11 protein-coding genes are annotated in these 13,092 nt (G+C 44.0%); 2 read left to right on the top strand and 9 right to left on the bottom strand.

Annotated elements, in window-relative coordinates; all coding sequences use genetic code 11:
• Positions 1-71: 71 nt before the first annotated feature.
• Complete coding sequence (locus IRE19_RS05745) at positions 72-1,250, top strand: M20 metallopeptidase family protein (RefSeq protein WP_203339608.1); 1,179 nt, start codon at positions 72-74, stop codon at positions 1,248-1,250.
• Positions 1,251-1,289: 39 nt separating this feature from the next.
• Here the strand turns inward: IRE19_RS05745 and IRE19_RS05740 are convergent, their stop codons facing one another.
• From IRE19_RS05740 to IRE19_RS05710, 7 genes are all read right to left on the bottom strand, one after another.
• Positions 1,290-2,414: an aminotransferase gene (locus tag IRE19_RS05740; RefSeq protein ID WP_203339607.1), complete on the bottom strand. Its 1,125-nt coding sequence runs from the start codon at positions 2,412-2,414 to the stop codon at positions 1,290-1,292.
• Between the two features lie 12 nt (positions 2,415-2,426).
• Entirely contained in the window at positions 2,427-3,533 is a 1,107-nt protein-coding gene (locus IRE19_RS05735) for a mandelate racemase/muconate lactonizing enzyme family protein (protein WP_203339606.1), read from the bottom strand.
• A gap of 147 nt (positions 3,534-3,680) precedes the next feature.
• Positions 3,681-4,658 carry a threonine ammonia-lyase gene (locus IRE19_RS05730; RefSeq protein WP_203339605.1) on the bottom strand — a complete coding sequence of 326 codons (978 nt, stop codon included), beginning with the start codon at positions 4,656-4,658 and terminating at the stop codon, positions 3,681-3,683.
• A 23-nt stretch (positions 4,659-4,681) separates the two neighbouring features.
• A complete protein-coding gene (locus tag IRE19_RS05725) occupies positions 4,682-5,842 on the bottom strand; it encodes a M20 metallopeptidase family protein (protein WP_203339604.1) in 1,161 nt (386 codons plus the stop codon).
• Between the two features lie 12 nt (positions 5,843-5,854).
• A complete protein-coding gene (locus IRE19_RS05720; RefSeq protein WP_203339603.1) occupies positions 5,855-7,267 on the bottom strand; it encodes a YfcC family protein in 1,413 nt (470 codons plus the stop codon).
• A gap of 610 nt (positions 7,268-7,877) precedes the next feature.
• Positions 7,878-8,861 (bottom strand): bile acid:sodium symporter family protein, encoded by a 984-nt coding sequence (locus IRE19_RS05715; RefSeq protein ID WP_203339602.1) that lies wholly within the window; start codon positions 8,859-8,861, stop codon positions 7,878-7,880.
• Positions 8,858-10,261 carry an FAD-binding oxidoreductase gene (locus tag IRE19_RS05710; RefSeq protein ID WP_203339601.1) on the bottom strand — a complete coding sequence of 468 codons (1,404 nt, stop codon included), beginning with the start codon at positions 10,259-10,261 and terminating at the stop codon, positions 8,858-8,860. The genes IRE19_RS05715 and IRE19_RS05710 overlap by 4 nt, the downstream gene beginning before the upstream one ends.
• 189 nt (positions 10,262-10,450) lie before the next feature.
• Between IRE19_RS05710 and IRE19_RS05705 the strand changes: the two genes are divergently transcribed.
• A complete protein-coding gene (locus tag IRE19_RS05705; RefSeq protein ID WP_203339600.1) occupies positions 10,451-11,146 on the top strand; it encodes a FadR/GntR family transcriptional regulator in 696 nt (231 codons plus the stop codon).
• Positions 11,147-11,230: 84 nt separating this feature from the next.
• Here IRE19_RS05705 and IRE19_RS05700 read toward each other — a convergent pair whose 3' ends face one another.
• Positions 11,231-11,590, bottom strand: coding sequence for a hypothetical protein (locus IRE19_RS05700; RefSeq protein ID WP_203339599.1), 360 nt, complete (start codon positions 11,588-11,590; stop codon positions 11,231-11,233).
• Between the two features lie 96 nt (positions 11,591-11,686).
• Positions 11,687-12,988 (bottom strand): M48 family metallopeptidase, encoded by a 1,302-nt coding sequence (locus IRE19_RS05695; RefSeq protein ID WP_349291251.1) that lies wholly within the window; start codon positions 12,986-12,988, stop codon positions 11,687-11,689.
• Between the last annotated feature and the right edge of the window lie 104 nt (positions 12,989-13,092).

The raw sequence follows: 13,092 nt of genomic DNA, 5'->3' as shown, positions 1-13,092 counted from the left end.
TCACTAATTTGGAAAAACCATATCAATCTCACAATTTTTTATAGTACAATTTGTAAAAAGGAGATGCCGAAATGACATTAAAAGACCGAATTTTCAATAGCATTGCTAATGATTCATCTGAAATAACAAATATAAGGCGCCATCTCCATATGCATCCCGAATTATCGCATCAAGAAGTTGAAACACCTGAGTTCATTGCAAATTATTTGGAACAACTAAACATTCCGGTTCGTCGAGGCGTCGGTGGGCGAGGCGTTGTCGGGAAAATCGAAGGAGGCAAGCCTGGTAAAACCATCGCTTTCAGAGCCGATTTCGATGCTCTTCCCATCCAGGATGCCAAAGACGTACCTTATAAGTCCACTGTTCCCGGCGTGATGCATGCCTGTGGCCACGATGGCCATACCGCCGCATTGCTGGCCTTTGCAAAAGCCATGAATGAAATAAAAGACGAACTTGCAGGAAATATCGTGCTGATCCACCAATTTGGAGAAGAACTATCACCAGGCGGCGCCACCGCTATGATAGAAGACGATTGTTTAGAAGGCGTAGATTTTATTTATGGCGCTCATCTTCAATCGAAAATGGACAGTGGTTATGTATACGGACGTGAAGGTTACCTCCAAGCTTCTGAAGATGCGATTAAAATCGTCGTAAATGGATCAGGTACTCATGGCGCTGAACCACATACAGGTATCGACCCCATATTAGCTGCCAGCCACATTATGGTCGCTTTGCAGTCGATTGTGAGCCGCAACGCGGACCCTTTAAAGGAACTCGTCATCTCAATCGGCAAATTTCATGCTGGAGACGCGGACAATGTCATTCCTGAAAAAGCAGTATTGGAAGGAACTATCCGGGTATTCGATGAGAATTTGCGCATAAAAGCGGGTAAACGCATTAAAGAAGTTGCCACAGGAGTTGGACAAGCACTCGGATGCACAGTCGATGTTCAAATAGACAAAGGATATGACTCGCTATGGAACCATGCGGAACAAGTGGAAATCGTCCGACAGGCCGTCAATGATTCTTTTGGCGAAGAGAGTTTTAAAGACATCGCCCCCATCATGCCGGTAGAAGATTTTTCTTATTACCTTCAGAAAATTCCCGGCGCCTTTTTCTTTGTTGGCGCAAACCCAGCAAACGGTGAAAATTCGTTTCCGCACCACCATGAAAAGTTTGACTTTCACGAACCGGCTATGGAAATGATCGCAAAGGTTTTTGCAGCTACTTATCTGGAATCACAAAAATAAAAAGCAGTGGGGCAAATTTCCGCCCCACTGCTTTTTCGCTTAATTTATAGTCTTTAAATACTCCGAAAGTTTCTCCAATCCGTTCTGTAGCACTTTCGTTGAACAGGCATATCCGATACGTACGCTACCTGGTAAATCAAAACAATCCCCTGGAGCTAAAAAAACGCCATTTGCTTTAAATAAATCGATGCAGAATTGCTCAGAAGGAATATCAACACTGTATTGAAGAATTGCAGTTGTTCCGCCCTGCGGCTTAAAATATGTGATTTTTTCTTCTGTTTCCACCCATTCATCCAAAATCTGCAGATTATCGCGAATGATTTTCAAATTACGTGACATGATGGCATCGTAGTTTTCCAATGCATGAGCCGCTAACAGATCATCGATACGTCCATTGCTGATGGTTGTGTAGTCACGACGAATCAAACATCTCTCAATCAACTCTTTCGGTCCCGCAATCCAGCCTAGGCGTAAACCGGCCAAGGAAAGTGCCTTGGACATACTGCCTGTACTGATGCCTTTTTCATATAGATCCGCCATCGCCGGAATGTCCGTCTCCGGATTTTGCCACAAGCCTCTATATACCTCGTCGCATAACAGATAAGCATCATGCTTGCGTGCGATTTCCACGATTTTAGAAAGATAAGCAGCATCCATAACAGAGCCTGAAGGATTATTGGGGTTGTTGATGATAATCAATTTCGTTTTAGGATTTACCAGCGACTTTAACTCCCCCAAATCCGGCAAGTAATTATTTTCCGGAGTAAGACGTAATCGTTTTACTTCAGCTCCAAAAGATTCCGGCACTGAATGCAGTTGCTGGTACGTTGGGTCAACACAAATAACTTCATCGCCCGGTTCCACCAATGTATAAAGTACAAGAAAATTAGCGCCGATCGCTCCATTCATGGAAAGGATATTTTCGGGTTCCATTTTTTCATATAATTTCGCTACGTTCTTCTTGAACTTTGGAGACCCGGTGATATGGCCATACGTCATTTTCTTATCTGCAATTGTTCGGAAGAAGGCATCGTAATCCTGGCCTCCGATTGTCACTAATTCTTCAATACTCAGGGAATCCACACACGTCTCTGCAAGGTTATATACAGCATCATTTTCATACTCATTCATCCACTCTTCTATCGCAAACGGTTTTATTTTCATAGATATGCTCCTTCACGAAATAATAATATGGACTTCAGACAACTCTTTCACAAGCGATTCGTCCACTACAACACCTAGTCCTGGCAATTCAGGGAATTTCAATACGTCGCCCTCAAATGAGACCTTCCCAATATCCTTTGAAATCATAAACGGCCCCACAAGTTCATTGGATTGAATAATATCTCTGGAAATAGCGAGATGAGCCCCCGCCATTGTTCCTACTGCAGACTCTACCATTGACCCCACTTGGCATGGCAGTCCAGCTGCTTCTGCCATATTTGCTATTGCCAATGAGGGATAAATCCCTCCTGCTTTCATCAATTTGATGTTGACCATATCTGCTGAACGAGTTTTTATGACATTCAGTAAATCATGAGTGCTGTGAATACCTTCATCAATCATAATTTTTGCAGGGGACACCTTTCGAATCTCCTGAAGTGACAGAATATCATCTGCTAAAACTGGTTGTTCGTACCACTCTACTAAACAATCCTTTGTCTGATCAATCACAGTGATGGCGGATGTCCGATCCCATCCTTGGTTGGCATCCACACGCAACTTAACTTCTGGTGGAATAGCATTTCGAACGGCACGAATTCGTTCAATATCCGTCTCCATATCCGTTCCTACTTTTATCTTTAGATTCCTGAAACCTTCCCTGACCATCCGTCGAGCATCAGACGCCATTTCATCCGGAGATTTAATGCTGATGACTTGAGGCATCACGAGAAAATCATGGGTTTTTCCCCCTATAAGCTGATAGACCGGCTGCTCTGTGATTTTCCCCATCAAATCGTATAGTGCACAGTCTATTGCTGCTTTAGCAGAGGGATTCCCCAGGATTTTTTTATTCATTTTTTGATGAATCAATTCAATCTGAAAAGGGCTTAAGTCTGAAAGTAAGGGGGCTAACTCATGTTCTAAAACTTGTAAAGCAGAATGCCATGTCTCCCCCGTCACATGTTGATCCGGTACTGCCTCTCCCCACCCAACGACACCATTCTCTAATTCTATTTTCACTAAAATGGCAGGCATATCATCGTATTTGTCATAGGAAACGATAAACGGTTCATGTAAGGGCAATCTGATTCCAAATAATTCGACTTTATCGATTTTCATAACACAACTCCTTTAACTTAAGTTTATAGATATTTCTCCGCTATTTTCTTTTAATACGCAGACCACTTGCTTAGCTGGTGGCTTATCTTGAATTAACAAGCTAGTAGAGTTAAAGAAGGTGATTTCAACTTTCTGTTTTCTTCCTTTTTATATACTAAGATCTTTAAACTTAGTATGAAATTGTGCAAGCCTGCCGATATCCACATTTCCGCCTGTAGCGATAGTGATAATTTTCTTGCCGGCAATATCCGGTATGAGCCCTCTCTGCAAAGCTGCTATTCCCACCACCGCTGATCCTTCTAACATATAATGATGCTGTTTGGCCATCCAATACATGGCTTTTGCGACATCATCTTCTGTAACCAACACGAAATCATCAACGATTCCTTTCGCAAGATTGAAGTTCCCTTCGGTAATACCTCCGTGCAACCCTTCTGCATAAGAGGGCGAATACTCGACATCCACCAACTCCCCTGCTTGAAAGGAATAATACCAGGGCGGGGAAGTATCTGTTTGAATACCAATAACTTTAATGTTCGGATTAATGGCTTTAGCTACCAGCGCTACTCCACACAATAAGCCACCCCCACCTGCTGGAATCAATAAAATATCCGCGTCAGGCTGCTCCAACAGAGCTTCCAATCCTGCAGTTCCCTGTCCGGCCACTACTAAATCATCTTCAAATGCATTGACAAACACTCTTCCAGTTTCTTCAGCAAGTTGTAGTGCATGTTCTTCTGCCTCATCGTATAGATCGCCATGAATCACCAAATCTCCACCATAGCGTTTGATGCCTTCTAATTTTGTCTCGGGTGTTGACATCGGCACAACGATTTTTGCTGAAATCCCTTTGAGCTTAGTGGCGTATGCAACAGCTTGTGCATGGTTTCCGGCTGAAGCAGTTACGACACCCCGTTTCTGTTCTTCTTCAGTTAATGCATCCATTTTATTTAATGCGCCACGAACTTTAAAGGAACCTGTTTTTTGCAAAGCTTCCATTTTGATAAAAATATCTGCACCCGTGTCTTTAGAAAGTTGATCAGAATAAATAAGCGGAGTCTCGTTGATCCGGCCTTTCAGCCTGGTGGCTGCCATCAATACATCTTGAAAAGTCGCTTTTAACATCTGTTTCCTCCTAATTTCAAAAGTTAATTAGATGGATAGTCTAAAACAATGTTGATGAATAATTGAATCGCAGATTCAAAAACTTCTTCATCCAAATCAAATTTTGCATGATGGTGAGGAAATCTGCTTTTCTCTCCTTTTATCCCAACAAAAATGAAAGCTCCTGGCTTTTCTTGCAGATAAAAGGAAAAATCTTCTGCGGCCATAGTAATTCCCATTAACGCAAAAGCTTCCTCTCCCATATAGCTTTTTATGACCTGCTCTACATATCGGCTCTGCTCTTCATCATTGATTAGCGGTGGTGTTCCTTTGATGATGTCAACTTTGTGTGTAGCAGAAAAAGTTGAACATATTCCAGCAACCTGTTGCTCAATACGTTCTTGGATAAACCTATGGGTTTCAGGAGTCACTGTTCGCATGGTTCCCAACATCTTCACGGTTGAAGGAATGATATTGTAGTTGGTTCCACCGATAATCTTTCCAATCGAAATAACTGCAGGTTCCATAGGATTGATTTGCCTGCTTGTAATCGCCTGGAACGACTGGATTATATGAGAGGCAATATAGATTGGATCTATAGTTTCGTGAGGCATTGATCCGTGCCCGCCATTCGCTTCGATTGTTACTTCAAAATCATCCACTGAAGCCATCATTGGTCCGTAATTCAATCCAATCTTCCCTTTTTCCAACCCTTGCCACAGGTGAATACCGAAAATTGCATCTACATCATTCAAAATTCCTGCCTGAATCAGCTCTTGCGCACCGCTTGGCGTAATTTCTTCAGCTGACTGGAAGATGAATTTTACGTTAGGTTCGATTAAGCCGCGATTCTCCGACATCCATTTAGCTGCTGCCAGCAAAATCGCAATATGGCCGTCATGACCACATACATGAGAAACTCCAGGAATTTGAGACATATACCCATCTTTATCCCCTTCTTCTTGAATAGGGAGAGCATCAATATCTGCACGCAATGCGATAGTTTTATTCCCAACTGTTCCCGGAAGATACGCTATCAAACTTGGATAAGGATAATCCAATATTTTCAAATTTAAATCTTTAATAATTTTTTTAATGTATTCATGGGTTTTATATTCTTTCCCTGATATTTCTGGTTGTTGGTGAAGAAGCCGTCTATGGACGATACTCCATTCTGAAAGTGATCGGAGCTGATTCAATTTCATTAGGCCACCTCCTTAAAATGGTCCATACTGAATGAAATGAGCAATTAGTAAAAATACGATAGCAATTCCCACTTGCATTAAAGCAAAAGGAAATACCCATTTTATCCACTTGCCCCACGGAATTCCCGCTAAGGCTAAACCCGCCATAAAGAAACCTACGGTCGGAAATAATATATTCGAGATTCCATCCCCTAATTGGTAAGCTAATACAGTCGTTTGTCGAGTAACCCCGATTAAGTCGCCCAAAGGAGCCATAATCGGCATCGTCAGAGCTGCTTGACCGCTGCCAGAAGGAATTAAGAAATTAAAAAACAACTGGAAAATAAACATTCCAATAGCACTTAAAGCTGCCGGTAAGTTCTCTAATACTCCAGAGGCATAATATAAAATTGTATCCATGAGCATTCCACTTTGAAAAATAACTAATATCGCTTGAGCGAATCCGATCACTAAAGCTCCAGGAACGAGAAGTTTAGCTCCCTCTATAAAGCTATCTGCGATTTCACTTGGTGATAATTTTCCAATAAATCCTATTAAAATGCCGAAAAGCAAGAATAATCCAGCAATCTCTGTAATATACCAACCATAATTTAAGACTCCAAAGATGAGGACGATAAAGTTAATCAAAAAAACAATCAATACAAATTTATGGTGAGTTTGCATCTTGTATGTTGAATCCATTTCTACTTTTGTGTTTGAATCATGACTCCCATAGAAACCGATACTCGGATTATTTCTCACTTTTTTCGCATATCGCCATACATACCAAACAGCAGTAATATACAAAGTAGCTAAAAGTGCCAACCTTAAACCGATTCCTGAAAATGTCGGCAATTCGGCTATTCCTTGTGCTACACCGACTGTAAATGGATTCATAACTGCTGCTGAAAACCCTACTGATGCACCAAGAGATACGATAGCAAATCCCGTAATAGCATCAAACCTCAAAGCAATCGCTAATGGAACCAAAATACCTATATAGACTAAGGTTTCTTCCGCCATCCCCATTAAGGTACCTGCAGCTGCAAAGAACAACATGAGTATTGGAATTAAAAGACCTGCTTTATTAGCCAGTTTAATTGTTAAAAATGTTACTAAGGCATCCAGTGCTCCGGTAGCTTTCAATATTCCAAATGCCCCGCCTACCATAAAGACAAAGAATATAATGCCCGCACCTTCAATCATCCCCAAGTGGACACTATTAAAAATTCCCATAAAACTTACAGGTGATGATTCAGTAAAAGTGAAACTTGTAGGGTCCACAACGGTTCTTCCATCAATTTCTGATCTCTCATATGTTCCTGCTGGCATAATATAAGTTAAAATAGCAGCAATAATAATAACAACAAAAATGAGAACAAAGGCATTTATCCCCTTCGATTCTACTACTTTTTCTTCAGAACTATTCACGGGCTTCTTGTCCATTCAATTCCCTCCAGACTGAATTACAAATCATATGATTACCTTCCTGCACTTCGGAAAATTCTTTCCTTTCCTCACCTCCTCCTTTAATAACTACCTATCTTGTAAGGTAAATCAATAAATTTATACCGATTTCTTAGTGTTCATTCTACTCAATAAGCATCTAGAATTATTCGTTAACACCGTACTTATTACGTATTACGAAGTATTCATTATAATAACACAGAATATTCAATTTTTTATTTTTTTTTAATTTCGTCGGTTCTTTTTCTGCGCAGAATTCTTTCAGTAAAAGCGGCTTTGTAAAATTGAGGTAGAAAGTGCGTTCGATCATCTCAATGGCACTCGGTTGTATCTGAGATTTCATCTTCAGGTTTTTGAAAAAGTGTTCAAGGAATTCGAGATTGTAGCATCGGCTTACAATCTCTTGAAAGTAACCTGCCTCCAGTAGTTGCTTTCAAAAAACATCTTAAAACGAAAAAAACAGATGGAGAAAAAGAGGACCTTTTTCTCCGTCTGTTTTATTTTAGGATAGTATGGACACTCCCTAATACTTTTATTCATAAACACTAGTTCAACTTATTCCTATAGAAAAAAATTACTTCTATATGACTCAAGCTTTCCAAGGCTTAACCTCTACCCCTCTATCCACCCCAACTACTTCCTTCTTATCAGCCGATTTCTTCGACCAAATCGTCGCAAGAATCGGTCCGGAAATATTATGCCAGATCGCACCCCATACACTCGGAAGTGCAGCAAGCGGACTGAAATGCGCTGTCGCCAAGGCGACGCCCAAGCCGGAATTCTGCATGCCCACTTCGAGTGAAATGGCACGTCGGTCTGTTTCGTTGAGCCCCATTGCCATAGCGGTCAAATAGCCCAGCAGTAAGCCAAAGCCGTTATGCAAAAAGACGGCCAGGAACACGATGAAACCTGAGCTGATGACATTCTGCGCATTGGCCGCTGTGACGGCTGACACAATGATCAAAATAGCGGCAACGGAAATGAGCGGTACGATGGTAACGCTTTTTGCGACTACTTTCGGGAAAAACCGTTGAACCAGAATGCCCAGCGCAATCGGGATAATGATTACTTGAACAATCGACAGGAACATCGATAACGGATCTACCGGAAGCCATTGGCCCGCCAGCAGCAATAACAACAGTGGCGTCATGACCGGTGCCAGCAAGGTTGATAATGACGTCATCGCAACGGACAGCGCCAGATTTCCTTTAGCCAGGTAGACCATGACATTCGATGCCGTCCCTCCAGGAACGCAGCCGAGGAGCACGAGTCCCGCAGCCAGTTCAGGCGGCAATTTCAATACATAAGCGATGGCGAATGCTGCAAACGGCATGATTAAAAATTGTGCCGCTACTCCGATGACGACAGGGAGCGGACTTTTGAAGATGATTTTGAAATCGACTGGCTTCAGCGTCAAGCCCATTCCGAACATGACGACTCCCAGCAAAATGGTGATGTAGCTGCCGAAGCCCAGGAACGCGGCTGGGAAGAAAAAGGCCAGCAACGCAATCAGGATGACCCAGACGGCAAAGTATTTTCCGGCGACTGCACTAATGGACTGCAAAACTTTCATTGGGTCAGCTCCTTATGATCGACATTGATATTTTTTCCAGGGTTCAGCAAATTATTCGGATCCAGGGCTGCTTTGATTTTTGCCATGACGTCCAGTGCAGCTCCGTGTTCTTGTTGCTGGTATTTTTTCTTGCCGATGCCGACACCGTGTTCTCCCGTGCATGTGCCGCCGCGTTCAAGTGCATACAAGACGATGCGTTCATTGAATTCCTGCGCTTTGGCCACTTCTTCCGGGTTGTCCATGTCCATCATGATGAGTGCATGGAAGTTGCCGTCGCCGACGTGCCCCACGATGCCCCCTGGCAATTCAAGTGCCATCAGATTTTCCCGTGCATGGCTGACCGCTCCTGCCAGTTCAGAAATCGGCAGGCAGACATCCGTCACCATCATTTTTTTGCCTGGATGCCCGTGGATATAGGCATAAGCCAAGGTATGGCGTGCCTCCCATAAGCGGTTGCGCGCTGCGGTATCCGTTTCAAACGCCACTTCGATGCAGGCATGCCCTTGGACGATTTCCTGCATGAATTCCACGTCCTGACGCAGTCCCGCTTCATTGCCATGAAACTCTAAAAACAGTGTCGGCCCCTCTGTATAAGCGGTTTCGTTGTATTTGTTGACTTGTACCATGGATTGCTCATCCACCAGTTCGACGCGGGCAATCGGGATGCCTGCCTGTAAAATGGATACGACGGCTTCCACGGCGTCTTTAACCGTCGGGAACGACGCGCGGGCTGCTGTGATGTGTTCCGGGATGCCGTATACACGAAGCGTCATTTCAGTAAAGCAGCCGAGCGTCCCTTCTGAACCGACAAACAATCCATTCAAGTGAAGGCCTGAGGAAGATTTTGCTGCTTTGTTGCCGGTATGGATAAAGGTTCCATCCGCCAATACCACTTCCAAATCCCTTACTTGATCACGCATAACTCCGTACTTCACTGATGTAGTGCCGCTGGCGTTGGTGGCGGCCATACCGCCAAGCGTCGCATCCGCTCCTGGATCTACTGTGAAAAACAAGCCGTATTTCTTCAGTTCCTTATTCAGCTGAGTCCGTGTTACGCCGGGCTGTACGGTCACAAGAAAATCCTCTTCAAACACTTCCAAGACCTTGTTCATCAATGAAAAATCGATGGTGATGCCGCCGCTTTGCGGAATGACATGGCCCTCTAAACTGGAGCCGAGTCCGAACGGGATGACGGGAATCCGGTACCGCGACGAGATTTTCATAATTTCCGAAACCTGCTCCTTGTTTTCAGGGAAAACGACGATGTCCGGCAATTCCATTTTGTGATAGGATTCATCTTTTCCATGTAATTCTTTTACCGTTTCATTGACGCTGATCTGCTCTGGTGTCAAGTGCTCCTTCAAGCTTTCAAGGATCTTTTCCTGATTGTCGATTGCCATGTTGTATCGCTCCTTTAGTAAAATTCACTATAATAAAAGAAAGGTTTATACTTTCTTTAAGAATTGGTCCAACCAATTAACCTAATTATACATAATACTCTGAAAATCACAATGAAATGTTCAGACATTTACAAAAATATTCTGTATGATGATGAAAAGTAGAATAAAGCTGGCGGGGAGAGAATCTTTTTGAATCCTAAGAAACGAACCTATGAATTGATTGTCGAACAGATAAACATGCTCTGCTTGGAACAAAATTTACATCCCGGTGACCGGCTTCCTTCCGAACGGGATCTCGCCGTTCTGTTCGGCGTGAGCCGAAATTCAGTGAGAGAAGCATTGAAGGGACTGGAAAGCAAAGGATTTATCGAAATACGCCAAGGGGGCGGAAGTTTCCTCGCTGCTTCCAAACGCGATACGCTCGGCAAAGAACTCCGCACGCACATAGAGGAGACACAAGCTCAATTGATCGACGACATGCTCGAACTTCGCCGAGCTTTTGAAGTGGAAGCGGTTTCTCTGGCAGCACAACGGGCAACTTCTCAGAACCTAAAAGCCATTCGGCATGTGCTGTCGCAAATGGCTGACGCCGTAGACGATCCGGAAATGGGCGTCCAGGCAGACTTGGATTTCCACTTTCAGGTCGCTTATGCTGCAAAGAACCAACTTTTGATCGATTTGATGGAAACACTCGCCAAACGGATGGAAGAAAATATAAGGGCTACCCGCAGCCAACGGTTCACCGATAAAAACCGGCATCAGGATACACTCAAAGAACACGAAGAAATCTACCTTGCCATCGCCGACGGCAACAGCGACTTAGCGAAGCAGCTGATGGAGAAGCATATATCACGGATTCGGATGGAACTGTTCAACACTCTATAAATAATTATCGGCAATTGGCCCGTTACGAAAAAACGCCACCTTCTATGAAATCATTTGATTTCGAAGGTGGCATTTTTGATGAAATTACATTAAATATGAGCTGATGAGGAAAATGAGTCCCAGGGTCACCGCAAAAGACAGAAACCTCCGGATCAATTCTTTAATCGGCTCTGCAGGCTCGGGCCGGTTGAATAGCCCGGCAGGCATCCGGCCAAGTGCGAAATAGACGATATCATCCAACAAGCTGACAGACAGGATGACCAACATGGTGATTGGCGCGAAATGGCTGTCCCCTTGCGAGTCGTACCAGAAACCGAATAGCATGAATAAGGTTAAAACCAAGGTCGGAACGACCCATATAATGCCTTTTCGAAAGTTACCGATGACTGATAAGATGCCCCCGATCACCCAAACAGCGATGAATAGATTTTGAACTGTGAACATCGGAACACTCCTTTGATCTAGTTGGATTCAGCTAAAAAGCGTCGATCCACTAAAGTAATCGACGCTTTTTCGTGAGACACGCAAAGGCGGGTTTCTTTATTCCAGCATCTCCACTAACTCCGCTTCACTTTCTGCTCCCATATGATCCATTGCACTCAGACCATCGGGACCCGGCAAGGCAGGATCCGCTCCTTTTTCAAGCAACAGCAAGGCCGATTCATGTTCCCCGTACATCACGGCTGAACCTAATGCCGTTGAGTAATTATCGGACGAGTTCACATCAGCCCCTGCATCGATCAAAGCGTTGATGATGGCCGTGTCACCTGAATAGACGGCGTACATCAAAGCATCTGTGCCTTCAGAGTCCTTGGCGAGTACATCTTCCCCATCCACAAGCGCTTCTTGGACACCCGCGAGGTCGCCCATCGATGCCGCAGCCATCAATGGCGTCTCGCCTTCAATTGAAAAGTCATCTTGAATCGAATAATCGTCTTCAATAAAGGTTTCATTTACATCCGGCAGGAACTGAGAAAACGCCAATGCCCCTCCTGCAAAAAGAGCAACGGTCAGGAAGTAGGCAGCTCCTATAACTCCGACCATCAATGTCGCGCCGAGCACGATTTTCCCGTGGTCCGGTTCGTAAAACTTCGAATCCCCTTGAGCGAATTGTTCGATGGATTGGATGCGTTTTGGCAGACGCGGATGCGTCGACAGTACTTCACTCAACCAGACAACGGCGTTGGTTTCCGTGGCGATCTGTTCGCGGTATGCATCTTCGTTCACTTCCAAATACGTCTTCTTGCCGATTCCAAGAAGCGTCAATGCGCGTTTTGCGGCTGGTGCATTTTGAATCGTGTAGGCCGCGTGGCGGTCACATGTGTATTCACACGACCGGCTGTATGCTTCGCTGAGAAACGGAATAAACCCAGCAGGCAAGATCAAAAGGTTTTTCCAGATATGGCGGCGCTTCACATGAGCCAGTTCGTGGGCAATGATAAAGTCCAGTTCTTCCTGTCCCTGCTCGCGCGCCATTTCAAACACTTCCGAATACAAAACGACCATATCGCGGCCGAAGAAACGAGTGGCGAACGCATTCAGCGCCCCTTCAGATTGGATGACAAAGACATCCGGTACTTTCTTCAGTTCCATTTCCTTTGCCAACACCTGAACGCGTTCATAGACATCCGGAAACTGCCGCTCGTGAATCCGGACGCCATTGCCGCGGATTGAACCGAGCATGATGGCATTGGTGAAAAGCAGGATGATGAAAATCGTAATGGCAATTGCAATCCCGATAATGGACACAATGGCTGCCGCGTAGATAAAAATGCTCAATAACAAACTGATGAAAAAATAGACGTTTTCCCTTTTCGATTGAATCATGCTCTTGTCCATCATTTACTCCCTCTCATTTTGGAATATCTTACATATAATAGCACATCGTACCCAGTAATAGTTGATGTATTTCATTAATTATCTGATTTATTTCTTCAGCAAATTTA

This window comes from Planococcus beijingensis, from assembly GCF_016820615.1.
GTDB classification, from domain to species: domain Bacteria; phylum Bacillota; class Bacilli; order Bacillales_A; family Planococcaceae; genus Planococcus; species Planococcus notacanthi.
The sequence above is the reverse complement of the archived record's forward strand: the minus strand, read 5'-3'. Positions and strand labels throughout refer to the sequence as shown.